Origin of the sequence: Oxalobacter formigenes, assembly GCF_002127965.1 — a bacterium.
Lineage (GTDB): Bacteria > Pseudomonadota > Gammaproteobacteria > Burkholderiales > Burkholderiaceae_D > Oxalobacter > Oxalobacter formigenes.
Genome location: NZ_CP018787.1, coordinates 572,006 through 595,006 on the forward strand (window position 1 = coordinate 572,006; position 23,001 = coordinate 595,006).

Consider the following 23,001-nt stretch of genomic DNA (forward strand, 5'->3'; position numbering starts at 1 on the left):
TCTTTCATGTCAATAACTTCTCAAAATACTTCAGATTCCCGGATGATTTCCCTGCTTGAATGGCTCGCGTCACTGTCGGAATTTCACCTTGATGTCCAAACAGTAAGACCGGCATCTTCTGATGCCAGTTTTCGCCGGTATTTCCGGGTCGATTCGCCAACCGGCTCATATGTTGTCATGGATGCGCCTCCTGACAAGGAAAGAGTCGAACCATTTATTCATATCGCTGACATTTTCGGCCGGAGTGGGGTAGCTGTTCCAAGAGTACTGGCAAAAAATATCGAAAAAGGGTTCCTGCTTTTATCCGACCTCGGTGTGACAACGTATCTGAACGAATTGAACGATGAAACGGCCAATAGACTTTATCTGGATGCCATCGATGCCCTGATCAGTATTCAATCGATCAGCCAGCCGGATATATTGCCGGAATATGACAGGGCCGCCCTGTTGCGTGAACTGGAACTTTTCCCGGAATGGTACATTGGCAAACATCTGAATGTTCAGATGAGCGAAAAACAGAAGGCAGAGCTTGACAAGGTTTTCAGGCTGATTCTGGCAAACAATCTGTCACAGCCTCAGGTCTTCGTCCATCGTGATTACCATTCCCGTAATCTCATGCGTTTGGGACAGAATGACAATAATCCCGGAATTCTGGATTTTCAGGATGCCCTCTTTGGCCCTATTACCTATGATCTTGTTTCGTTATTGAAAGATGCCTATATCGAATGGGACGAGGAAAAAGTACTGGACTGGGTCATCCGTTACTGGGAAAAAGCGAAGAGGATCGGTTTGCCGGTCAATCCGGATATCGACCTTTTCTACAGGGATTTCGAATTCATGGGTATCCAGCGTCATCTCAAGGTATTGGGCATTTTTGCCCGTCTATATCATCGCGATGGAAAAGAAGCTTATTTAAACGATATCCCGCTTGTCCTGAAATATGCCGATAAAACAGCGCGACGATACAGTGAATTGGCTCCTTTGGCCCGTTTGCTTGATGAAATTCAGGACAAGAAACAGGACGTCACTTATTCTTTTTAGAATTCAAGTCATTTGCAGAGAGCGATAGAAAATGAAAGCAATGATATTTGCAGCCGGGCGTGGAAATCGTATGCGCCCCTTGACTGACACTTGTCCGAAACCTTTGCTGAAAGTCAGGGGGCGTCCCCTTATTGTCTGGCATATCGTCAATCTGGTTCGTGCCGGCATTACTGAAATTGTCATCAATCATGCTCATTTGGGCGAGCAGATAGAAGAAATGCTGGGAGACGGTTCGCGTTATGGTGCTGCCATTTCCTATTCTCATGAGGAGTCGGCTCTTGAAACGGCCGGAGGCATTGCCAAGGCTCGTCATCTGCTTGGAGAAGATCCCTTTGTCACCATTGCTGCAGATGTATATTGTCCTTACTTTGATTTTGAAGAAGTGAAAACCGTTCTTCAGGATAATGATGTCTGGGGGAAACCGTATGATCTGGCTTCCAGGGATGTCGCCTGGTTATATCTGGTTCCGAATCCCCCTTTTCATCCGCATGGGGATTTTGCGCTGAATTCTTTTACAGTCAAAAATGAAGGAGAACCAAAATGGACTTATTCAGGTATCGGTGTTTTCCGGATGTCGATGTTTGACTCCGTTCAGGCGGGAGAAAAAATGCAATTGGGCACGCTTTTGAGGGAATATATTTCAAGAGGACTTGTCGGAGGGGAAATCTACCGTGGTGAATGGAAAAACGTCAATACGATCGAGGAACTCGACAGGCTTAATGCAATAGCCAATAAAAAACCTGATTGATTTTCAATCAGGTTTTTTATGAACAGACCTTCACGCTTCAAATAATGATCAACAGTCGTTTGATCAAACTGATTGCCTGTTGAATCGCTTATTCCTTGACGGCAGTGATTTTGTTGTTTTCGTCAACCAGTACAACCTTGGGCTTCCATGTCTTGATTTCTTCATCGGTCATCGGGCCGAATGTACAGATAATCAACAGATCGCCAAGATGTGCGCGACGGGCAGCGGCGCCGTTCAATCCGATTTCTCCGCTTCCGCGTTTGCCCGGAATGGTATAGGTGGAAAAACGTTCGCCGTTGTTGACGTTGTAAAGATCAATTTTTTCGTACAAGGCCATACCGGCAGCTTCAAGCAGGTCTTCGTCAATTGAACACGAGCCTTCATAAGCCAAGTCACATTGTGTGACGGTAGCACGATGAATCTTGCCGCGTAACATAATCCGTTGCATTTCCAGTTTCTCCTGTTTACGAAATATTCGTTTTACATTGTAACGTTTCAACGATTTCGTTTTTTAAATCAAAAGCCCTGACACGCTGTTCTCAGGGTGACTAAAAGTCGTTTGAAGTAATCGCGTACGTACTATACGCACTTTAAAAACCAAAAGTAGTCGTGTTCTGGGATTTTCCATCCATGTTTTGCCTGATTATCAGGCCGGATTCAATTTTTCAGGTCGGTTCAAGTTGGTTAGCCCAAATTATTGAAACTATAAATGGAATCTGGCAGAAAAGTCGATTTCCGAAAAAATCTTCTACACTTTGGAAAGTTTTTTATGATACACGAATTTTTTCGTCGAAAAATCAAAAAATGGTAAAACCTGACCGAAAAATCATGCTTTTAAGCTATTTTACCTCTTCAGGCCTGGTTTTGCAGAAAGAAGCCCATTCCGAAATTTTCGGGAAAAACAAAGTAAAATAGAGGTCATTATGATAAAGCCCGAGATAACCGTCGCGACCGTTATTGAAAAAGATAATCGTTTCCTGCTTGTCGAAGAGGAAACGGAATATGGGATTTTATTGAATCAGCCGGCAGGGCATCTTGAGGCAGATGAATCGCTGGCCGAGGCCGCTGTCAGGGAAACACTGGAAGAAACTGCTTGCGAACTGATTCCGGAGGCACTCGTTGGCGTTTATTTGCTTCAATATAATCTGAAAAATAATGAGAAGGTATCTTTTCTCCGTTTTACATTCACAGGCGATATCGGTTTGAAGCAGGATCGGCCATTGGACCCCGATATTTTGCGGACAGTCTGGATGACATACGAGGAAATTGTCGCGTGTCCGGAAAGACATCGCAGCGCTCTGGTTTTAAAGTCCATTGATGATTACCGGAAAGGACAACGCATGCCCCTTTCGGTTTTATCCACATTCTTTGTGGAAAGGAAATAAGTTGTGAGCAAGAAAAAAGTGGTTATCGGTATGTCGGGCGGTGTCGATTCTTCCGTATCGGCATGGTTGCTCAAAGAACAGGGTTATGAGGTCGTCGGGCTTTTCATGAAAAACTGGGAAGACGACGATGACGGCGAATATTGTTCCGCCCGTCAGGACTGGCTGGATGCTGTCAGCGTCGCCGATGTCATCGGGGTCGATATCGAGGTCGTCAATTTCGCCGCAGAATACAAGGAACGGGTTTTTTCGGAGTTTTTACGCGAATATGAAGCAGGAAGAACCCCAAATCCGGATGTTTTGTGCAATGCTGAAATCAAGTTCAAGGCTTTTCTCGATCATGCCGTTTCTCTGGGGGCAGAGCAGATCGCAACTGGACATTATGCTCGTGTTCGGGAAAACAATGGTTTGTTTGAATTGATGAAGGCCGTGGACGATACCAAAGACCAGAGTTATTTCCTGCATCGCCTGAATCAGAAACAACTCTCGAAAGCCATTTTTCCTTTAGGAGAAATCCGGAAAACGGAAGTCCGGAAAATTGCTGAAAAGCTTGGGCTTCCGAATGCGAAAAAGAAAGATTCCACCGGGATTTGTTTCATAGGTGAACGGCCGTTTCGTGCTTTTCTGAACCGGTATCTGTCATATGAACCGGGGCCGATCAAAACACCTGAAGGAAAGGAAATCGGCCAGCACGTCGGGCTCAGCTTTTACACGATAGGACAAAGAAAAGGAATCGGCATCGGCGGCCTGAAGTCGTTCAAGAATCCGGACGGTACCAGCGACGCATGGTACGTTGCCAGAAAAGACATTCAGAACAATACCCTGTATGTCGTGCAGGGACACGATCATCCCTGGTTATTGTCTCCTGAATTGATCGCAACGCAATCCAGCTGGATTGCGGGTTTTTCACCTGAAAATCAGGCTTTATCTGTCAAAACCCGATATCGCCAGAAAGATGTGGCGGGAACCTTGAATGTGAAAGGTGACGATGCGTTTTCCGTGAATTTCGATGCACCGCAATGGGCAGTAACGCCGGGACAATCTGCCGTGTTTTATAAAGGCGACGTTTGTCTTGGGGGCGGAATTATCGACAACAATTCCAAAGAGTAGTGCTTTCTCGTCAGGCCGGTTTCAGTCGGTGCTGCGACCGGTTGGCCGGTCACAAAGGCTTCGTTTCCCTAAACGATGGACGTTCTGAAAGTCTGTCGAAAAGTTGTGACAGGTTTTCATATTCTTTTCGCCATTCGATCCCGGGGAATCTGAATTCAAGCCAGCCTAACGCACATCCGACGGCAATATCCGCGAGTGAAAAAGCATTTTCGTGGCAAAATGACCGATTTCCCAAATGGAAAGACATCGCTTTTAAACCGGAATGGATTTTTTTCATTTGCCGGTCAATCCATTCCTGGCTTTGTTGTGCTGCCGGGCGCTTTCCTTCAAGGCGGATCAGAACTGCCGCGTCCATAATTCCATCAGCCAGGGCTTCCCAACATCTGACGTCAGCTCGTGAACGATTTGAATTGGGCAATAATTTACCGACAGGGGTAGTCGTATCGAGATAGGCAACGATGACGCGGGAGTCGTACAGTGTTTTGCCGTCATCCATCACCAGACAGGGAACCTTGCCCAGGGGATTGAATTCATTGATGATACTGTCGGGTGAATCCAGATCGGTAAGGACGAATTCGTATTCAATTTTCTTTTCATTCAATACAATTCGCGTTTTACGCACGTAAGGACTTGTGAGAATGCCAATCAGTTTCATAATGTGCCAGAACAGAAAAAAACGATGAAAGTATAACATTTTAGTGTCTGATTAACGTCAGTATGAAGTGAAGAATCGATAAATGACCTCAAGAAAATGTTAAACTATTCAACCGTACTGATTTATAAATGAGCATTTTCAAATGGAACTCTCTGCCCTTTCCGCCCTTTCCCCACTTGATGGCAGATACGTCAGAAAAACAGGCGCCTTACGTCCGATTCTTTCTGAAGCCGGTTTTATGCGGCATCGTGTCAAAGTTGAAATCGCCTGGCTGAAAGCCTTGTCCAAAGCCGGATTTTCTGAAATACGACCGTTTTCCGACGTAACGAATAAATTTCTCGATGCACTCGTCAACGATTTTGCCGTTGACGATGCCGCCCGTATCAAGGACATTGAAGCCATCACTAACCACGACGTCAAAGCGGTGGAATACTGGATCAAGGAATCCATAGGCCTTTCTCTTCCTCCGGAGTTGTCCAGATTGCAGGCGCGCCCGATTACTGTCGATGCAATTGTCACGGATGAACTGAAAACAGCGGCTGAATTCATTCATTTCGCCTGTACCTCGGAAGACATCAACAACACTTCTCATGGCATGATGATCAAGGCTGCCAGAGATGAAGTCGTTTTGCCGGCATTGAATGCCGTTATCGAACAGTTACGATCAATTGCGCATCAGAATGCATCCCTGTCCATGCTGGCAAGAACGCATGGACAAACCGCCAGCCCAACGACACTGGGCAAGGAAATCGCCAACATTGTCTCTCGGCTTCAACGTGCAGCCGGGAAAATTGCTGCCGTCGAGATCATGGGGAAAATGAATGGCGCTGTTGGTAACTACAATGCCCATTTTTCCGCCTATCCGGATTTTGACTGGGAAAACTTTTCGAGAAATGTCGTTGAAAACAGTCTTGGTTTGACTTTCAATGAATACACCATCCAGATTGAGCCGCATGATTATATCGCCGAGCTGTTCGATGCCATTGCTCGTGCAAATACTATTCTGATTGACCTGAACAGGGATATCTGGAGTTATATCTCTCTGGGGTATTTCAAGCAGATCACCAAGGCTGGAGAAGTCGGCTCAAGTACGATGCCGCACAAGGTCAATCCGATCGACTTCGAAAATTCCGAAGGCAATCTGGGTATGGCGAATGCCCTGTTGAAGCATATGTCTGAAAAACTGCCGATTTCCCGCTGGCAGCGCGATCTGACCGATTCGACTGTATTACGCAATATCGGGATGGCTTTGGGCTATACCGTGTTGGCATATGACAGTTGCCTGCGTGGTTTGAACAAACTGGAAGTCAATGCCGAACGCATCACTCATGATCTTGAAGATGCATGGGAAGTTCTGGCGGAACCTGTGCAGACCGTCATGCGTCGCTACGGCATTGAAAACCCTTATGAACAATTGAAAGCCTTAACCCGCGGCAAAGGTATTGAAAAACAGGATTTGCAGGAATTTATTCGGAATCTGGATTTGCCTCAGTCTGCGAAAAACGAGTTGCTGAAAATGACTCCGGCGAGTTATACCGGAATTGCTACAAAACTGGCTGAAAAGATTTAAGAATAACAACACTTTAAAATTGGAGAGTAAATTATGCGATTTTTCCGTTATTGTGCTGGACTTTTGATCGCCGTTCTGGGATTCGCGGCTATTCCCGCCCATGCAGTTGACGGGACTTCTTTTGAAGTCGGTATGGGTGAACACGTTCAACTATATCGGGTGGGTTTGCAATGGGACTGGAACAAAAAATGGCTCCAGACCGGTGGAATGCATCTGAACGGTTACTGGGACTTGAACCTTGGTTACTGGCACGGTGATCGTTACGAAGATCGCAACGCTTCCCAGAACATCGGTGTAATCGGCATCACTCCTGTATTCCGTTGGGAAAACGATAACAAAAAAGGAATTTATGTTGAAGGCGGTATCGGTGCCAGCCTTTTCTCCAAAACCTACAACAACAACGGCAATCGCATGTCGACAGCCTTTGAATTTGCGGATCACATCGGCGTCGGCTATGTTTTCAACAATAACTTCGATCTTGGTTTGAGACTGCAACATTATTCCAATGCGGGCATCAAAAAACCGAATAGTGGTGAAAACTTCGTTGTTCTTCGCGGTGCTTACCGCTTCTGATCCTTAAAAACATCAGGACAGTTTTTTGAAAACAGATATGTTACCTCGCATTGCTTTTGTCGGCATCGGTTTGATGGGTTTGCCTATGGCAAGCCGTTTGCTCAGGGCTGGATATCCTCTGTCCGCATGGAACCGGACAAAGGAAAAAGCGCTTCCTCTGACTGAGCTGGGTGCCGATGTGGCTGATTCACTCAAAGAAGCCGTCGCTTCTGCCGATATCGTCATTACCATGCTTGAAGCAGGGCCTATCGTCAAAAGAGTGGTTCAAGACATGCTTCCCTCTTTAAAGGCGAGCGCGCTCGTTATCGACATGAGTTCCACCAGACAGTCGGAGGCGAAAGAGGTAGCCGGATTACTGGCCTCACGACAAATCGCCTTTCTTGACGCTCCGGTTTCGGGGGGCGTCGTTGGGGCCGAAGCCGGTACTCTTGCCATCATGGTTGGCGGATCAGAGGACGATTTCAAACGTGCAGAACCGGTATTCAAGGTCATGGGTCGTCCGACGCTTGTCGGCCCGAATGGTGCAGGGCAGGTTGCCAAACTGTGCAATCAGTTGATAGTCGGCGGGACTGTGGCGATCGTTGCTGAAGCCATGTTGCTGGCAGAGGCAGGAGGTGCAGATCCGGCCGCCATGCGCGCCGCTATTCGCGGAGGATTTGCGGAAAGCCGCATTCTTGAAGTCCATGGACAAAGAATGCTGGACCGGAACTTCAAACCGGGAGGCCAGATAAAGAGTCAGGCCAAGGATCACGTCAATATCATGGCGGCGGCAGAAGATGCCGGATTGCAGTTACCGCTGACCGCTCTGGTCGCTGATCTTTTTGACGGCCTGTTGGCTACCCATGAATCGGCTGACCAGGCAGCGGCATTGCTGGCACTCGAAGAGTTGAATAAAGGAATACGGCTTGGGGAAAAGCCGGATCAGTTTTAAACAGATTACAAAACTCTTGATAAAAAGGCACAACATGGCGTTGTGCCTTTTTGTTTTGCCCGCGTGCGTTTGTCTGCTGGTGTAGGTGCTTCTGCAAAAATACAAACGCCCGCGTTAAGCGGGCGTATGAATAAAGGGATAGAAGAGAGGAATCAGGAGCGGGAGCGAGCCTTCTGAGCCATGGACGTATGCTGATTGGCATAAGACTGATGAGCGGCAGCCTCAGCCTCACCGACCTTGACCGGATACCCCATCTTCGAGAGAATCGAACCCAGAGCCGACAGACACAACATCACATTGGCCGAGTTCGCCGTATATCCCATCAGACCGAAACGCCAGACCTTGCCTGCCAACGGTCCCAATCCGGCACCGATTTCAACGTTGAATTCAGACAACAATTTCGATCTGACTTCCGCTTCGTCAATCCCTTCCGGTACCATGATGGTACTGATCTGCGGCAACCTGTCTTTTTCTTCCTTGACCAGAAATTTCAGACCCATGGCTTCAAAGCCGGCTTTCAGGGCCTGATAGTGTCTCTGGTGTCTTGCCCAGGTGTTTTCGATGCCTTCTTCTTTCAGCAGCAACAGGGCTTCGTGCAGGGCGAACAGGCCGTTGATCGGTGCAGTATGGTGATAGGTACGAACGGTGTGACCCCAGTAGTTCAGGATGAGATTCAAATCCATGAACCAGCTCTGGACCTTGTCTTTTCTTCCCGTAACATAGTCGATGACGCGGTCGGAGTAGGTGACCGGGGACAGGCCCGGAGTGCACGACAGACATTTCTGGCTGGCGGAGTAGACGGCGTCCAGATCCCATTCCTTGACTTTCAACGGACAGCCTGCCAGGGAGGTGACGGCGTCGACGATGGTCAGACAGTCGTGTTTGTGAGCGACCTCTGCCAGGGTTTTGGCGTCGGAAACGCAACCGGTGGAGGTTTCGGCATGAACGAACGCGACGATTCTGGCGTCGGGGTTTTTCTTCAATGCGTCTTCCACAGCGTTCGGGTCAACGGGTTCTCCCCACGTGCCTTCGACGATGATCGGGGTGCCTTTGCAGCGTTCGACGTTTTCGATCATGCGACCGCCAAAGACGCCGTTTCTGCAGACGACGACTTTGTCGCCAGGAGCGACCATGTTGACGAAGCAGCTTTCCATGCCAACGGAACCGGGCCCGGAGATCGGGTAGGTCAGCTGGTTGTCTGTCTGGAAGGCATAACGTAACAGGGTTTTGAGTTCGGCCATCATGTCGACGAAGGCCGGATCCATGTATCCGATGACGGGGAGGCTCATTGCGGCCAATACGCGCGGGTTGATGTTGGAGGGGCCCGGGCCCATCAGGACGCGTTGTGGTGGATGGAATGAGCTGATTTTTTTTGCTGCCATGATTTTATGTCTCTATAGGAAATAAAGGGTTTGTCAGGTTTCTTTTTGGGGCCTAACGAGAATTAATGTCCTAGGGCATTATTTTCCCCCATTTTGGGTCTCTTGGGATGCTTTCTGGTTGTCCTGTCCTGTTTGTTGGGACAGGACAGGGGTTTGTGTCGTTTTTTTTTATCGCCGATTCAACAGGATTCCAGTTTGACTTTGCCGTTTTCTTCTTCCATGGTTTTGGCCAGCAGTTTGACCAACGCATAGACGGTGTTGATGTGCGGGGTGGCTGTGTTGGTGATGCGTCCCAGTTCAACAACGGATCCAACGAGGGCGTCGATTTCCGGCGCTCTTCCCGCTTCTACGTCTTGCAGCATGGAGGTTTTGTGTTTGCCGACTTTTTCAGCTCCACGGATTCTCTTTTCCAGTGGAACACGGAATTCGATGCCGAGTTTGTTGGCGATTCTCTGGGCTTCTATCATCATGTCTCCTGCCAGCTCTCTCGATAACGGGAATTGGCAGATGTCGACCAATGTGGAGTGCGACAGGGAGCTGATGGGGTTGAAGGTGAGGTTGCCCCACAGCTTTAACCAGATTTCCGAACGGATGTTTTCCAGAATCGGCGATTTGAAGCCGGCGTTGATGAAGGCTTCGGACACTTTCTGGGCCCGCTCGGTGATGCTTCCGTCGAGTTCGCCGATCGGGAAACGGTCTCCCTCGATGTGCTGGACGACGCCAGGAGCGATCAATGCGGAAGCCGGGTAGACGACGCAACCCAATATGCGGTCTGCCGGAATTTTGGCGCTGATGAGTCCTGTCGGATCGACGCTCTGGACGCGCTTGCCTTCGTGTGGACCTCCGTGTTTGTGGAAGTACCAGAACGGAATGCCGTTTTGCATGGTGACGACGACGGTGTCCGGCCCGAACAGTTTGGGCACGTCTTCCGCTACCGCGTCTACCTGATGGGCTTTCAAGGCCAGAATGACCATGTCTTGCGGACCCGCTTCATCGTAGCTGTTCGTGGCTTTGACGTTTTTTGCGACGTGCTCGGTTCCATCTTCCATTATCAGCTTCATGCCGTTGTTCTTGATGGCCTCGAGGTTGGCTCCCCTCACGATGAAGGTGACGTCTTCTCCCGCTAACGCCAGTTTCACTCCTACGTAGCCTCCTATCGCTCCGGCTCCTATGATCGCAATTTTCATGTTCTTTCCCTTTTAAATATAGTTCCAGCTTCGCGGCTATCGAAATTTTTTTCTTTTATGATCAGGTGGCGTGCGCCCACGCTTTTCCGATAATGCCGTTTACTTATTTTTAATATATTTTCGTTTTTTATGTATGAAGTTCTCGTACATATGAGAAAAACCCATGCCCATCATTCCAGAACCTTGCAGGTAACAAAAGGTTTATTGAACACTGTCTGATAGACAGTGTCGTGGAGGGCGGTTTTATCAAAACCTGACATCGAAATCGAATCAGGTTCAGCCTTCTTAAATTGTGTAACACAAATAATGGAAGGGCTAAATCATGCGCTGGTAGCGCAACAATAGCCCAACCAATTATTTTGTTTTTCAGCTTTTTCGGCCGAAAAATAACTCAAAATCAGAATAATCCGACAATGCGTCCTTCTGCATCTATGTCAATCATAGTGGAAGATGGGACTTTCGGCAAACCCGGCATTAACATAACGTCACCGCACATCATGACAATGAACTCCGCCCCGGCAGCCAGTTGCACTTCACGGATGTTCACAGAATGGCCTGATGGAGCGCCACGCAATGCAGGATCGGTTGCAAAGGAATATTGTGTTTTGGCAACGCAAATAGGGTAATTGCCGTAACCGTCTTCTTCCAGTTTTTTGATTTGAGCCTTGACTTTGCTGTCTGCAACAACATCTCTGGCACCATACAGCTTGGTAGCCAAAGTCGACATTTTATCCCAGAGCGATTCTTTTTCGTCGTAAACGAATTTGAAATTGCTTGGAGTGGTATCGATGACGTTAACGACGGTTTTTGCCAGTTCTTCCGCTCCCTTGCCACCTTCGCTCCAGTGTTTGGAAACGACAATAGGCGCGCCACGGCTGGCCATTTTGTCTTTCAGCAACTGGATTTCAGCTTCTGTATCCAGTGTGAAATGGTTAATGCAGATGACGCAAGGCAAACCGTAGTGATTGCGGATATTGTTGACGTGGCGTTCCAGATGCGCAATGCCTTTTTCAAGCGCTTCCAGATTTTCCTTGCCCAAATCAGGCAGGTTGACACCACCGTGATATTTCAATGCACGAATGGTGACGACAATGACAGCACAGTCAGGGCGCAGGCCGGATTTGCGACAAACGATATCGACAAATTTTTCAGCACCGAGATCAGCGCCGAAACCGCTTTCAGTCACGACATAATCCGCCAGTTTCAATGCCGCTTTTGTCGCGATGACGGAATTGCTGCCCGTAGCGATGTTGGCGAATGGGCCGCCGTGAATCAGGGCCAGATTGTTTTCCAGCGTTTGAACCATGTTAGGCTTGATGGCATCTTTCAGAATGGCAGCCATGGCGCCATGCGCTTTCAGATCACTCGCCAGAACCGGTTTCAGATCGCGGGTATAACCGATAACGATTTTGCCCAGTCTTTCTTTCAGATCCTGCAAACTGTTGGCCAGACAGAGAATTGCCATCACTTCGGACGCGACGGCGATATTGAAGCCGTCAGCACGTGGGTAACCATTTGCAGGCCCACCCAGGCCGACAGTAACACTGCGCAGGGAACGATCGTTCATATCGACAACGCGTTTCCAGACAACACGACGGGCATCGATGCCGAGCTCATTGCCGTGATGAATGTGATTGTCGATCAAGGCAGCCAGAAGGTTGTTGGCCAGTGCAACGGCACTGATGTCGCCGGTGAAATGCAGGTTGATGTCTTCCATTGGAATAACCTGCGAAAAGCCGCCGCCAGCAGCACCGCCTTTCATGCCGAAAACCGGGCCCATGGATGGTTCGCGCAAACAGATAATTGCTTTCTTGCCAATGCGGTTCAGTGCATCGCCCAGACCGATAGTCGTCGTTGTTTTACCTTCGCCTGCCGGGGTCGGATTGATGGCCGTGACCATAACCAGTTTACCGTCCGGCTTGTCCTTCAGAGTGTCAAGGAAATCCAGGGAGATTTTGGCTTTGTAATGACCATACGGTTCCAGGTATTCTTCCTCGATGTCATAGCGTTGAGCAACTTGGCTGATGCGAAGCATTTTCGCACTTTGAGCAATTGCAATATCTGATGTCATGTTTGAGTCTCGCTTTCTCTGCAGGAAAAAAGGTTACAGGAATTCAAAGTTAAAGGCCATTGTAGAATATACAAAGTACGGTTCGCAACTAAAAATGCCTGTCAGAAGCATTTATTCTTCATTATTCTTTTTTTCCCTGTAAAAATGAATAATGTCTGTAGAACAAGAAGCGTTGAAAATAGAGTAAATTCAGCAGAAATGAATCGGGAATAAAGAGAAAAGCCCCTGAATTTTTCTGACAGATTCAAAATACGATTACAATATCGGCGAAGTTCCAATGTCCTGGACATTGACCGGTTAATCTCATCATTTTTTATATTGATATGCTTGATAATCTGACCCAGCGGCTGGCCAAGGTCGTTAAAACCATTCGTGGTGAAGCCCGTTTAACGGAAACCAACACAGCGGAAATGCTTCGCGAAGTCCGCCTGGCCCTTCTTGAAGCCGACGTTGCCTTGCCTGTCGTAAAAAGCTTTATCGGTAAAGTCCGTGAAAAGGCGGTCGGAAAAGAGGTAATGGATTCATTGTCTCCTGGGCAGGCGCTTGTCGGTGTCGTCCAGCAGGAATTGTCACAGATAATGGGCGCCGATCTGGGTGAAAAGGCATCGCAACTGAATTTTGCGACGCAACCCCCGGCGATTATCCTGATGGCAGGTCTGCAAGGGGTGGGTAAAACGACGACCGTCGGTAAATTGGCACGCTATCTGAAACAGGAAAAAAAGAAAAAAGTACTGACTGTTTCAACTGACGTATATCGTCCTGCGGCAATCAAGCAGCTGGAAACGGTATCGGGACAAAGCGGTGTCGATTTTTATGGATCCGATGCTTCCGAACCCATCCAGATTGCAAAAGCGGCACTGGATCATGCCAAACGTCATTTTTACGATGTCCTGATTGTCGATACAGCCGGTCGTCTGGGTATCGATGAGCAGATGATGCAGGAAATCTCCGGATTACACAAAACTCTCTCGCCTATCGAAACCCTGTTTGTTGTCGATGCCATGCTTGGGCAGGATGCCATCAACGTTGCCAAAAGTTTTAACGATGCATTGCCTCTGACAGGGATCGTTTTGACGAAGCTCGATGGCGACTCGCGCGGGGGGGCTGCCTTGTCGGTTCGTCATATTACAGGCAAACCGGTCAAATTCGTCGGCGTTTCTGAAAAACTGGATGGTCTTGAAGAATTCGATCCGGTCCGGATGGCCAATCGCATTCTCGGTATGGGCGACATTCTCGCGCTGGTTGAGGAAGCCCGCAAAAATGTCGATATCAAGGCTGCACAGGCACTGGAAAAGAAACTCAAGGTCGGAGGACGTTTCGATCTCAATGATTTTCTGGCACAGATTGGTCAAATGAAAAATATGGGCGGCTTGTCGAGCATGATGAGCAAAATGCCTGCACAGTTTCAGCAGGCTGCCGCTGGAACGAATATGGATCAGGCTGCAAAGCAGGTTCGAAGAATGGAAGGCATCATCCATTCCATGACACCGCAGGAACGCAGCAAACCTGAAATTATCAAGGCAGTCCGCAAACGTCGAATCGCTGCAGGAGCTGGTGTCCAGGTACAGGATGTCAACCGGCTGTTATCCCAGTTCGAGCAAATGCAATCGATGATGAAAAAAATGAAAGGCGGCGGAATGATGAAAATGATGCGTGGCTTGAAAGGAATGATGCCGGGTATGCGTTAAGCGATTTTAAGGGGTGGAGAACGTCTTTTAAATCAATAAATTGGCGTTTATACCACTAAAAAATTTGGGTTTGATGCATTGCCTGCCATATTAAGAAGCACATTAGCCACACTTTGTTAAAGGATGGGGAAAAAGTGCTTGCATTGTGCCGGATTTAGCACCTATATTTGTTCCTGCAGCAAGTTACATAAATTCCCTTTCGTACTTTGTATATGAGGCATCGTTATGGCAACAACAAAATCTGCAGCAAAACCTAAAAAAGCATCCCCAGCTAAAAAAGCAGAACCAGCCAAAAAAAGTGCTGCGCCTGCCAAAAAAGCTCCCGTAAAGGCGGCTAAAACCGCAGCACCAGCAAAGAAACGTACCCCAAATGCAGCATTCATGAAACCGGTAACTCCTACGGCCATGCTGGCAGCTATTGTGGGTGCAGCGCCTTTGCCGCGTACTGAAGTGACCAAGAAAGTCTGGGATTACATCAAGAAATACAATTTGCAGGACAAGGACAATCGTCGCATGATCAATGCCGACGACAAACTGAAACCGGTTTTCGGTGGTAAAAAACAGGTTTCCATGTTTGAAATGACAAAACTGGTTTCCGCTCAATTGAAATAAGCGTCGACCCGTGTTTGAAAGGCTGGAATGAAGGCCAGTTTCACTGGCATGGCGGGTTTTTTCCGTGCGAAAGAGAATGCTTTTAACGGTGCCATGCAATAACTAACTTGCGTTTCCGGCCAGTTCAATAAAAAAACGCCAGAGCAATCTGGCGTTTTTTATTCTGACCGATGAACCGGCATTCGTTGAATGCCGGTTTGAAAAGCTTCAGGCCATCATTTTTCAGCGGCTACTTTGGCAATGACAAATTGTGCCATGTCTCCAACCGGTATCGCCGTGGCTTCGGTATCCCGTCTTCCCTGATATTCAAGCTTGCCATCTTTCAAGCCGCGGTCGCCGATAACGATCCGGTGAGGTACCCCGATCAGTTCCCAGTCAGAGAACATCACGCCAGGACGTTCACCACGGTCATCCATAATAACGTCGATGCCCGACTGTTTCAGGGATTCGTACAGTTCGTCAGCCGTTTTCTTGACCGCTTCGCTACGATCGTATCCCAACGGACAGAGGACAACTTCAAACGGAGCAATCGACGTCGGCCAGATAATGCCCTTGTCATCATTATTCTGTTCAATAGCCGCACCCACAATACGAGTGACGCCGATTCCATAACAACCCATCTGCATTAACTGGGGTTTTCCGTTTTCGTCGAGATAGCTCGCATTCATATCCTCGGAATAACGCGTTCCCAGCTGGAAGACGTGGCCGACTTCAATACCTCTCTGAATGGCAAGCGTTCCCTTGCCGTCCGGAGATGGGTCGCCTTCGACAACGTTACGAAAGTCAGCGATATTTTCAGGCAATGGCAAGTCGCGTTCCCAGTTGACACCGGTAAAATGCATGTCTTTTTCATTGGCTCCGCAGATGAAGTCACTCATGACAGTCACGGCATGATCGGCATAAAGAGCGATGTCTTCCCGTTTTTCAAGACCGATTGGGCCCAGATAACCTGCTGGACATCCCAGATGGTGAATGATTTCGCTTTCACTGGCAAAACGGAATTCACCGATGATTTTTTGTGTTTTGACTTCATTTAAGTCATGATCGCCGCGCATCAGGATGACGACAAAATGTCCTTTTTCGCCTGCGGCAATATCCGTACGGATCGCGGCGATGACTTTCAGTGATTGGGAAAGTGGCTGGTTCAGGAAATTGGTGACATCTTCACAGGCTTTCTGACCCGGCGTAGCCACTTTTTGCATTGACCGGGTAGCTGCTGCACGCTCTGCAGAAGGAGGAAGTGCAATAGCCGCTTCCATATTGGCGGCGTACTCCGATTCCCTTGAATAAACCAGCGCGTCTTCACCGGTTTCTGCAATAACGTGAAACTCGTGCGAACCCGATCCGCCAATAGCCCCATTGTCTGCGGCGACCGGACGGAATTTAAGGCCGAAGCGGGTAAAGATTTTGACGTAGGCGTCAAACATGATCTGATACGATTTTTTCAACCCGTCAACATCGCGATCGAAAGAGTACGCATCTTTCATCGTGAATTCACGGCCGCGCATCAAACCGAAACGCGGGCGTCGTTCATCACGGAATTTCGTCTGTATATGATAAAAATTGATCGGCAACTGTCGATAGGATTTGATGACATTACGTGCGATGTCGGTAATCACTTCTTCCGAAGTCGGCTGGATAATGAAATCACGGTCGTGTCTGTCCTTGATGCGCAGGAGTTCCGGGCCGTATTTCTGCCAGCGTCCGGTTTCCTGCCAGAGTTCTGCCGGCTGGACGAGAGGCATCAGCAATTCGACAGCTCCGGCGCGATTCATTTCTTCCCGGATGATATTTTCGATTTTGTGAATGACACGCAAACCCATTGGCATATAGGCGTAGATACCGGACCCAAGACGTCGGATCATGCCGGTTCTGACCATGAGTTTATGACTGATAATTTCAGCGTCCGCTGGAGCCTCTTTCAGAGTAGAGATAAAAAATTGTGATGCGCGCATGAGAGTGAATTCTTTTCTTGACATAACAGGGTTATAATTCCTGTAATTTTAAAGGATTGGCTGGCAGATGCGTTCACAGTTTGTCTAATCAGGCAAAATAGATGTTTGTTTTGTTGTAACTATCGTAAAGAGTTTTGCCGATGACAAAAGATCAAACTGGTGAAATGACAATCTGCAGAGACATTGAGGTGAAAAATGTTGGACCGAGAAGGTTACCGCCCCAACGTCGGTATTATTCTGCTTAACACCAATAATGAAGTCTGGTGGGGTAAAAGGGTACGGGAACATTCCTGGCAATTTCCACAGGGTGGCATCAAGTATGGCGAAACACCGGAACAGGCCATGTACCGTGAATTGCAGGAAGAAACCGGTTTGCGGCAGGAACATGTCAAGGTTGTCGGGCGAACCCGAAACTGGCTGCGTTATGAGGTGCCACCTCATTTCATCCGTCGGGAAATCAGGGGGCATTATCGCGGGCAAAAACAAATCTGGTTTTTGTTGCGGATGATTGGTCGCGACAGTGATATCAATCTCAGAATAACGAATACGCCCGAATTCGACGCATGGCGCTGGCACCAGTATTGGGTACCGCTGGATGTCGTGATCGAGTTCAAGCGAGACGTTTATCTGAAGGCATTACAGGAATTGTCCCGTTTTCTGAACCCGGCGCCAAAACCTGATAACCAGAATTATTTCAGGATTTACACTCCCCAATCCGGTATTCCTGTAAAAGACAGGAACACCGGAGAAGGAGTAAAAGAAAATGGAGCCGTTAAAGATGGTGGAACGGATACAAAATAGATTCTTTGTCTGTCTGAAAATATTGGCCAGAATGTTGCTGGCAGCGATGATTGTCTCTGCCAGCATTCATGCCGCGCATGCTGAAATCTTTTTTGGCGAGCGTGGTCTTGACGAAGATGAAGAAGAGGCGCCAAAAGTAAAAAAGGAAATGCCCCTTGTCCTTCCTGCCTTTCCAAAAGAAGAAAATCTTTTGCCTTTCGAAGTCAGTCCTACCCAGACACAGGAATTTTTTATCGACAGTAATTCCCTGACTGTCGGAGAAGATGAAATCCGTTACACGATGGTTTCAAAAAGCCGTGCCGGAGCTGTCAATATCACCTATGAAGGCATGAAGTGCGCAACGTTTGAAATCAAAAGATATGCTTACGGTTCAAAAGACGGCAAGTGGACGGTATCCAAACATGCCGTTTGGCGTGACATTCAATTTTATTCATCCAACAGGCCACACGGCGCATTGGCCCAGGATTATTTTTGTGAAGAAAAAGCCATTGCCGGCAAGAAGGAAGATATGATTTTCCGGATCAAATACAACCGTTCCATCAAGAATAAGAACACCTGGCGTGTCGATGGGATGTAATCACTGGGTCAAAGAACAATCATATTGTCCCGGTGTATGAGTTCGGGCGCACCATCATAACCGAGTATAGTCATGAAGTCTGATGACTTGTGCCGCAAAATCAGCAGGGCTTCTGCGCTGGAATAATTGGAAAGGCCTCGTGCGATTTCCCTGCCGGATTCATCCAGACAGGAAATGATTTCACCACGGCCGAATTCGCCTTTAATACGTGTTACCCCGATCGGCAAAAGAGATTTTCCTTCGTGGATGACTTTCTGGACTGCGCCTGAATCGAGAATGGCGCTTCCTGCTGTTTGCAAATGATCGGCCATCCATTGTTTGCGGGCTTGCAAATGGCTATTGGGTGCGACAAGTTGCGTACCGATCAGTTCGCCATTCGCCAGACGGATAAGAGCGTCATTTTCACGACCCCAGGCGATAACAGTATGGGCACCCGAGCTTGAAGCCCGTTTGGCGGCCAATATTTTAGTCAACATGCCGCCACGGCCAATGCTGCTACCCGCACCGCCTGCCATTTCCTCCAGTTTCGGATCGCCCGCCTGCGCAACCGTCACGAATTTTGCGTCGGGATTTTTGCGGGGATCAGCAGTAAACAGGCCTTTCTGATCAGTCAGGATGATTAAGGCGTCCGCCTCGATCAAATTGGCGACAAGCGCTCCCAGCGTATCGTTGTCACCGAATTTGATTTCATCGGTTACAACGGTATCGTTTTCATTGATGATCGGAATGACGCCCAGACGAAGCAACGTGAACAGGGTCGAGCGTGCATTCAGGTAACGTTCGCGATCGGCCAGGTCGGCATGCGTCAGCAAAACCTGTGCAGTTTGCAATCCATGACTCTGAAAGCTGGTTTGGTAAATCTGCGCCAGTCCCATCTGGCCGACTGCCGCACAGGCCTGCAATTCATGAATATCGCTGGGGCGTTTTTCAAAACCCAGCTGAAGCATCCCTTCGGCAATGGCCCCGGAACTGACCAGAATAACTTCTTTTCCCTGTAGTCGCAATCTGGCGATCTGGTCAGACCACTTCGATATGGCTGCATGATCAAGACCGTGTCCGTCGTTGGTGACAAGAGAAGAACCGACCTTGATAATGAGGCGCTGGGCGTTTTGTATGACCGAATTCATGATGGCAGAGTCAAGTTTTAATCGATGGATTTGAAACGTGGATCGTCCGCATCAATAGAGTCGATCTTGCGGGCTTCTTCAATGATATCCGTTTTGTTCGCCTGTTTTTCTTCCTGACGCAATTCTTCGAAATAACGGTAAATGGCATCCGTCAGTTCCGAGCATCCTGTTTTGGTGTAGGCGGAAATTTCAAAGACAGGACCTTTGTATTTCAGCTTTTTGACAAGATCCTTTACCCGTTTTGCGCGTTCATTTTCAGGTACCAGATCGAGTTTGTTCAAAACCAGCCAGCGGGGTTTTTGTGCCAGTTCAGGATCGTATTTCTCAAGTTCGGCAATGAGCGCCTTTGCATTATGAACCGGATCGGCTTCATCGAAAGGAGAAATGTCGATCATATGCAGCAACAGGCGAGTGCGTTGCAAGTGTCTTAGAAACTGATGTCCCAGACCGGCGCCTTCTGCGGCACCTTCGATCAGACCGGGGATATCGGCGATAACGAAACTTTTTTCAGCGCCGACACGAACGACGCCCAGATTTGGCTGCAAGGTCGTGAATGGATAGTCGGCAATTTTCGGGCGTGCGTTGGAAACAGCAGAAATGAAAGTGGACTTGCCTGCGTTTGGCATTCCCAACAGGCCAACATCTGCCAATACTTTCAATTCCAGCTGAAGTTCAAAACGTTCGCCTGTTTTGCCTTCTGTCCTTTGGCGTGGCGCGCGATTGGTCGAGCTTTTGAAATGGATATTGCCCCATCCACCTTCGCCACCTTGTGCCAGCAATTGTTTCTGGCCGTTTTCAACTAAATCGGCAATGACTGCGCCGGTGTTGCGATCAGTAATGATCGTTCCGACAGGCATATGGAGAACAATGTCATCCGCTCCCTTGCCGTAACAATCGGAACCACGACCGTTTTCACCATTTTTGGCGCGGTACATCTTGGTGTAGTGATAATCGATCAGGGTGTTCACGTTATTGTCGGCAACGACCCATATACTTCCGCCTTTCCCGCCATCGCCGCCGTCAGGGCCGCCAAATGGTTTGAATTTTTCGCGGTTGAACGAAGCGACGCCATTGCCTCCGTTACCGGCGATTACCTCGATTCGTGCTTCGTCAATAAATTTCATAGAGTCGTCCGATCAATATGAAAAGGCTCTGCCATCGGCAGAGCCCTCTCGTGTCTGAAAAGGCTCGCATGAATCAAGCCTGTAAACAGTTTTTATGCAGCGGCTGCTGGAACAACCATTGCAAAATGTTTGTTGGCTTCGCCCTTGCGAACGAATTTGACCGTACCGTTTACCAAAGCAAACAGGGTGTGGTCTTTGCCCATGCCGACGTTTTCGCCGGGATGGATAGTGGTGCCGCGTTGACGCATGATGATGCTGCCAGCGTTAATGGCCTGTCCACCGTAAACTTTTACGCCCAGTCGTTTCGATTCCGATTCACGACCATTGCGGGTGGTACCGCCGCCTTTTTTATGTGCCATTTTAAAACTCCAGTATAAATTCTTTATGACCTGATTCAAACAATGAATCAAGGCCGGTATCAAGCATTGATCGAAACGATTTGCAGTTCAGTATAATTCTGGCGATGGCCCTGACGCTTCTGGTAATGTTTGCGACGGCGCATCTTGAAAATCTTGACCTTGTCGTGGCGACCTTGTGCTACAACCGTAGCCTGAACCTTGGCACCGTCAACCAGTGGAGCGCCGAAGCGAATGGATTCGCCTTCGCCTACTGCCAGAACCTGATCGAGAGTGATTTCGGAACCAATGTCTGCCGGTATCTGTTCTACTTTATATTTTTTGCCAGCGACAACTTTATATTGTTTGCCACCGGTTTTTATGACCGCGTACATGGAAACTCCATCAATAAATGTGTAAAAAATCCTGAAAACTCAGGGGTGAAACTGGAAAACGTCAAATTATACAGTGGCTTGGAGCCTCCGTCAAAGGAATTTGGCGGTTTGATGTTTATTTAACTCATTAAAAATAAAGAGATAAGCAAGTATATCAACTATAGTTGAGCGCTATAATGCCGCAACATGAATTTGCTTAGAACATTGTTGACCATTTCGGGCATGACCATGCTTTCGCGCATAACCGGTTTGTTGCGGGAGCTGTTGATTGCACGCGCTTTTGGCGCATCGGGTTTTACCGATGCGTTTTTCGTCGCATTCAGGATACCGAATTTGTTAAGACGCCTTTTTGCGGAGGGCGCCTTTTCGCAGGCATTCGTTCCCATTCTGGCTGAATACGCCAATAAAAAAGGAACAGACCCGGCAAAAGAGCTGATCGATAAAGTGGCGACAGCGCTTATGTGGACGCTGCTTTTGATCACGGTTGTCGGAATTCTTGCCGCTCCGGCTGTCGTTTATCTGGTTGCGACAGGTCTGGATGGCAATTCCGAAATTTTCGGACTATCCGTGTTGATGACGCGGATTATGTTTCCCTACATTCTCTTTATGTCGATGGTCGCTCTGGCAGGCGGCATTTTAAATACCTGGCGTGAATTTCGTATTCCGGCCATCACGCCAGTGCTGTTGAACGTATCGTTCATTATCGCTTCCCTGTTTGTCGCCCCTTATTTGTCACAACCTGTTCTGGCATTGGCAGGAGCCGTGTTTATCGGCGGTCTGCTGCAGCTGGCAATCCAGATTCCGGCATTGAAGAAAATCGGCATGTTGCCTCGCATTTCCTTCAATATTGTCGGGGTTTTCAGCGATGCGGGTGTCCAGCGCATCATCAGACAGATGATCCCGGCCGTTTTCGCCGTCTCGGTCGCGCAGGTCAGTCTGATGATCAATACCAATATCGCATCGAGACTGGTTCATGGCAGCGTGTCATGGATTTCGTATGCAGACCGCCTGATGGAATTTCCCAATGCCTTGCTGGGCATCGCCTTGGGTACGATATTATTGCCAAGCCTTTCAAAGGCGCACGCCAATAATGACGATAAAGAATATTCTTCCCTTATGGATTGGGGGCTTCGGCTGACGTTTTTGCTGGCAATGCCGGCATCGATCCTCTTGATGACGCTGGCTGTTCCGTTTACGGCGACCCTGTTCAATTACGGGAAATTCAATGCGGTGGACGTTAACATGACAGCTTACGCAGTCATTGCCTATGGGGTCGGTTTGATTGGCCTGATAGTCGTACGGATTCTCGCGCCGGGTTTTTATGCCAAACAGGATATCAGGACGCCCGTTAAAATTGCCGTATTCGTCCTGATTCTGACGCAGCTGATGAACCTGTTTTTTGTGCCGATTTTTGCTCATGCCGGTCTTGCGCTGTCTATCGGAATTGGAGCCTGTGGTAACGCAGCCATTCTGTTTTATATGCTCAGAAAGAAAGGGATTTACCAGCCTGAAAAGGGATGGAAAATCTTCTTTCTGAAGCTGGCTGTAGCGCTGGTTCTGCTGGCAGTTGTATCCATCTGGTCGGCCAGCTATTTCGACTGGATCGGGATGCAGGCACACCCGCTTTACAGAATGGGTGCGCTTGCTATCGTGATGATTGTATGTGGGGTCGTTTATTTCGGCGCACTCTTGCTGCTCGGTTTCCGGATACGGCATTTTCGCCGGATTGCCCAATAG

General features: G+C 48.4%; 22 protein-coding genes. 12 read left to right on the forward strand and 10 right to left on the reverse strand.

The window, feature by feature from the left end:
• The first annotated feature begins 6 nt into the window (after positions 1 to 6).
• Positions 7 to 1,041: an aminoglycoside phosphotransferase family protein gene (locus BRW83_RS02785; RefSeq protein WP_005881739.1), complete on the forward strand. Its 1,035-nt coding sequence runs from the start codon at positions 7 to 9 to the stop codon at positions 1,039 to 1,041.
• Between the two features lie 31 nt (positions 1,042 to 1,072).
• Positions 1,073 to 1,789: an N-acetylmuramate alpha-1-phosphate uridylyltransferase MurU gene (gene murU, locus BRW83_RS02790; RefSeq protein ID WP_005881736.1), complete on the forward strand. Its 717-nt coding sequence runs from the start codon at positions 1,073 to 1,075 to the stop codon at positions 1,787 to 1,789.
• Positions 1,790 to 1,877: 88 nt separating this feature from the next.
• On the opposite strand, the gene panD is transcribed toward murU, so the two are convergent.
• Entirely contained in the window at positions 1,878 to 2,237 is a 360-nt protein-coding gene (gene panD, locus BRW83_RS02795) for an aspartate 1-decarboxylase (RefSeq protein ID WP_036603192.1), read from the reverse strand.
• Positions 2,238 to 2,712: 475 nt separating this feature from the next.
• On the opposite strand from panD, the gene BRW83_RS02805 reads away from it, so the two are divergent.
• Positions 2,713 to 3,174 carry an NUDIX hydrolase gene (locus BRW83_RS02805; RefSeq protein ID WP_005881733.1) on the forward strand — a complete coding sequence of 154 codons (462 nt, stop codon included), beginning with the start codon at positions 2,713 to 2,715 and terminating at the stop codon, positions 3,172 to 3,174.
• A gap of 3 nt (positions 3,175 to 3,177) precedes the next feature.
• Positions 3,178 to 4,281, forward strand: coding sequence for a tRNA 2-thiouridine(34) synthase MnmA (mnmA, locus tag BRW83_RS02810; RefSeq protein WP_005881732.1), 1,104 nt, complete (start codon positions 3,178 to 3,180; stop codon positions 4,279 to 4,281).
• 49 nt (positions 4,282 to 4,330) lie between these two features.
• Here the strand turns inward: mnmA and BRW83_RS02815 are convergent, their stop codons facing one another.
• On the reverse strand, positions 4,331 to 4,936 hold the full coding sequence (locus tag BRW83_RS02815) for a glutathione S-transferase N-terminal domain-containing protein (RefSeq protein ID WP_005881730.1): 606 nt from the start codon (positions 4,934 to 4,936) through the stop codon (positions 4,331 to 4,333).
• A gap of 142 nt (positions 4,937 to 5,078) precedes the next feature.
• Between BRW83_RS02815 and purB the strand changes: the two genes are divergently transcribed.
• The 3 genes from purB to BRW83_RS02830 are packed head-to-tail and all read left to right on the forward strand — an operon-like array spanning position 5,079 to position 8,010.
• Complete coding sequence (gene purB, locus BRW83_RS02820; protein ID WP_005881727.1) at positions 5,079 to 6,506, forward strand: adenylosuccinate lyase; 1,428 nt, start codon at positions 5,079 to 5,081, stop codon at positions 6,504 to 6,506.
• 33 nt (positions 6,507 to 6,539) lie between these two features.
• The gene (locus BRW83_RS02825) at positions 6,540 to 7,079 is read left to right on the forward strand and encodes an acyloxyacyl hydrolase (protein ID WP_005881725.1); all 540 of its coding nucleotides are present in this window, start codon (positions 6,540 to 6,542) and stop codon (positions 7,077 to 7,079) included.
• 37 nt (positions 7,080 to 7,116) lie between these two features.
• Complete coding sequence (locus tag BRW83_RS02830; RefSeq protein ID WP_081442204.1) at positions 7,117 to 8,010, forward strand: NAD(P)-dependent oxidoreductase; 894 nt, start codon at positions 7,117 to 7,119, stop codon at positions 8,008 to 8,010.
• A gap of 152 nt (positions 8,011 to 8,162) precedes the next feature.
• Here the strand turns inward: BRW83_RS02830 and BRW83_RS02835 are convergent, their stop codons facing one another.
• The 3 genes from BRW83_RS02835 to BRW83_RS02845 form a co-directional block, all read right to left on the reverse strand.
• Positions 8,163 to 9,392: a pyridoxal-phosphate-dependent aminotransferase family protein gene (locus BRW83_RS02835; RefSeq protein ID WP_005882785.1), complete on the reverse strand. Its 1,230-nt coding sequence runs from the start codon at positions 9,390 to 9,392 to the stop codon at positions 8,163 to 8,165.
• A gap of 179 nt (positions 9,393 to 9,571) precedes the next feature.
• Positions 9,572 to 10,579: a 2-dehydropantoate 2-reductase gene (locus tag BRW83_RS02840; protein WP_005882784.1), complete on the reverse strand. Its 1,008-nt coding sequence runs from the start codon at positions 10,577 to 10,579 to the stop codon at positions 9,572 to 9,574.
• A 397-nt stretch (positions 10,580 to 10,976) separates the two neighbouring features.
• Positions 10,977 to 12,650: a formate--tetrahydrofolate ligase gene (locus tag BRW83_RS02845; protein WP_005881722.1), complete on the reverse strand. Its 1,674-nt coding sequence runs from the start codon at positions 12,648 to 12,650 to the stop codon at positions 10,977 to 10,979.
• Positions 12,651 to 12,973: 323 nt separating this feature from the next.
• On the opposite strand from BRW83_RS02845, the gene ffh reads away from it, so the two are divergent.
• Positions 12,974 to 14,338, forward strand: coding sequence for a signal recognition particle protein (gene ffh / locus BRW83_RS02850; RefSeq protein ID WP_005881721.1), 1,365 nt, complete (start codon positions 12,974 to 12,976; stop codon positions 14,336 to 14,338).
• A 225-nt stretch (positions 14,339 to 14,563) separates the two neighbouring features.
• Positions 14,564 to 14,950, forward strand: coding sequence for an SWIB/MDM2 domain-containing protein (locus BRW83_RS02855; protein ID WP_005881720.1), 387 nt, complete (start codon positions 14,564 to 14,566; stop codon positions 14,948 to 14,950).
• Between the two features lie 215 nt (positions 14,951 to 15,165).
• Here BRW83_RS02855 and BRW83_RS02860 read toward each other — a convergent pair whose 3' ends face one another.
• Entirely contained in the window at positions 15,166 to 16,905 is a 1,740-nt protein-coding gene (locus BRW83_RS02860; protein WP_036603991.1) for a proline--tRNA ligase, read from the reverse strand.
• 195 nt (positions 16,906 to 17,100) lie between these two features.
• Here BRW83_RS02860 and BRW83_RS02865 point away from each other — a divergent pair, with 195 nt between their 5' ends.
• Together BRW83_RS02865 and BRW83_RS02870 are read left to right on the forward strand one after the other, a co-directional pair.
• Positions 17,101 to 17,706 (forward strand): RNA pyrophosphohydrolase, encoded by a 606-nt coding sequence (locus BRW83_RS02865; protein WP_005881718.1) that lies wholly within the window; start codon positions 17,101 to 17,103, stop codon positions 17,704 to 17,706.
• The gene (locus tag BRW83_RS02870; protein ID WP_231284512.1) at positions 17,669 to 18,283 is read left to right on the forward strand and encodes a CNP1-like family protein; all 615 of its coding nucleotides are present in this window, start codon (positions 17,669 to 17,671) and stop codon (positions 18,281 to 18,283) included. Before BRW83_RS02865 ends, BRW83_RS02870 begins: the two co-directional genes overlap by 38 nt.
• Before the next feature lie 8 nt (positions 18,284 to 18,291).
• On the opposite strand, the gene proB is transcribed toward BRW83_RS02870, so the two are convergent.
• From proB to rplU, 4 genes are all read right to left on the reverse strand, one after another.
• Positions 18,292 to 19,410, reverse strand: coding sequence for a glutamate 5-kinase (gene proB, locus BRW83_RS02875; RefSeq protein WP_005881716.1), 1,119 nt, complete (start codon positions 19,408 to 19,410; stop codon positions 18,292 to 18,294).
• Between the two features lie 17 nt (positions 19,411 to 19,427).
• Positions 19,428 to 20,534, reverse strand: a complete 1,107-nt coding sequence (gene cgtA / locus BRW83_RS02880; RefSeq protein WP_005881715.1) for an Obg family GTPase CgtA — start codon at positions 20,532 to 20,534, stop codon at positions 19,428 to 19,430.
• Positions 20,535 to 20,626: 92 nt separating this feature from the next.
• Complete coding sequence (rpmA, locus tag BRW83_RS02885; RefSeq protein ID WP_005881714.1) at positions 20,627 to 20,893, reverse strand: 50S ribosomal protein L27; 267 nt, start codon at positions 20,891 to 20,893, stop codon at positions 20,627 to 20,629.
• Between the two features lie 59 nt (positions 20,894 to 20,952).
• Complete coding sequence (gene rplU / locus BRW83_RS02890; protein WP_005881713.1) at positions 20,953 to 21,264, reverse strand: 50S ribosomal protein L21; 312 nt, start codon at positions 21,262 to 21,264, stop codon at positions 20,953 to 20,955.
• A gap of 186 nt (positions 21,265 to 21,450) precedes the next feature.
• Here rplU and murJ point away from each other — a divergent pair, with 186 nt between their 5' ends.
• Positions 21,451 to 23,001 (forward strand): murein biosynthesis integral membrane protein MurJ, encoded by a 1,551-nt coding sequence (gene murJ / locus BRW83_RS02895; protein ID WP_005881712.1) that lies wholly within the window; start codon positions 21,451 to 21,453, stop codon positions 22,999 to 23,001.

Bases quoted from the DNA above. Each gene is read 5' to 3' on its own strand.
- BRW83_RS02785 (WP_005881739.1), top strand. From the start codon at position 7: ATGTCAATAACTTCTCAAAATACTTCAGATTCCCGGATGATTTCCCTG.
- murU (WP_005881736.1), top strand. From the start codon at position 1,073: ATGAAAGCAATGATATTTGCAGCCGGGCGTGGAAATCGTATGCGCCCC.
- panD (WP_036603192.1), bottom strand. From the start codon at position 2,237: ATGCAACGGATTATGTTACGCGGCAAGATTCATCGTGCTACCGTCACA.
- BRW83_RS02805 (WP_005881733.1), top strand. From the start codon at position 2,713: ATGATAAAGCCCGAGATAACCGTCGCGACCGTTATTGAAAAAGATAAT.
- BRW83_RS02815 (WP_005881730.1), bottom strand. From the start codon at position 4,936: ATGAAACTGATTGGCATTCTCACAAGTCCTTACGTGCGTAAAACGCGA.
- purB (WP_005881727.1), top strand. From the start codon at position 5,079: ATGGAACTCTCTGCCCTTTCCGCCCTTTCCCCACTTGATGGCAGATAC.
- BRW83_RS02825 (WP_005881725.1), top strand. From the start codon at position 6,540: ATGCGATTTTTCCGTTATTGTGCTGGACTTTTGATCGCCGTTCTGGGA.
- BRW83_RS02830 (WP_081442204.1), top strand. From the start codon at position 7,117: ATGTTACCTCGCATTGCTTTTGTCGGCATCGGTTTGATGGGTTTGCCT.
- BRW83_RS02835 (WP_005882785.1), bottom strand. From the start codon at position 9,392: ATGGCAGCAAAAAAAATCAGCTCATTCCATCCACCACAACGCGTCCTG.
- BRW83_RS02840 (WP_005882784.1), bottom strand. From the start codon at position 10,579: ATGAAAATTGCGATCATAGGAGCCGGAGCGATAGGAGGCTACGTAGGA.
- BRW83_RS02845 (WP_005881722.1), bottom strand. From the start codon at position 12,650: ATGACATCAGATATTGCAATTGCTCAAAGTGCGAAAATGCTTCGCATC.
- ffh (WP_005881721.1), top strand. From the start codon at position 12,974: ATGCTTGATAATCTGACCCAGCGGCTGGCCAAGGTCGTTAAAACCATT.
- BRW83_RS02855 (WP_005881720.1), top strand. From the start codon at position 14,564: ATGGCAACAACAAAATCTGCAGCAAAACCTAAAAAAGCATCCCCAGCT.
- BRW83_RS02860 (WP_036603991.1), bottom strand. From the start codon at position 16,905: ATGCGCGCATCACAATTTTTTATCTCTACTCTGAAAGAGGCTCCAGCG.
- BRW83_RS02865 (WP_005881718.1), top strand. From the start codon at position 17,101: ATGTTGGACCGAGAAGGTTACCGCCCCAACGTCGGTATTATTCTGCTT.
- BRW83_RS02870 (WP_231284512.1), top strand. From the start codon at position 17,669: ATGGAGCCGTTAAAGATGGTGGAACGGATACAAAATAGATTCTTTGTC.
- proB (WP_005881716.1), bottom strand. From the start codon at position 19,410: ATGAATTCGGTCATACAAAACGCCCAGCGCCTCATTATCAAGGTCGGT.
- cgtA (WP_005881715.1), bottom strand. From the start codon at position 20,534: ATGAAATTTATTGACGAAGCACGAATCGAGGTAATCGCCGGTAACGGA.
- rpmA (WP_005881714.1), bottom strand. From the start codon at position 20,893: ATGGCACATAAAAAAGGCGGCGGTACCACCCGCAATGGTCGTGAATCG.
- rplU (WP_005881713.1), bottom strand. From the start codon at position 21,264: ATGTACGCGGTCATAAAAACCGGTGGCAAACAATATAAAGTTGTCGCT.
- murJ (WP_005881712.1), top strand. From the start codon at position 21,451: ATGAATTTGCTTAGAACATTGTTGACCATTTCGGGCATGACCATGCTT.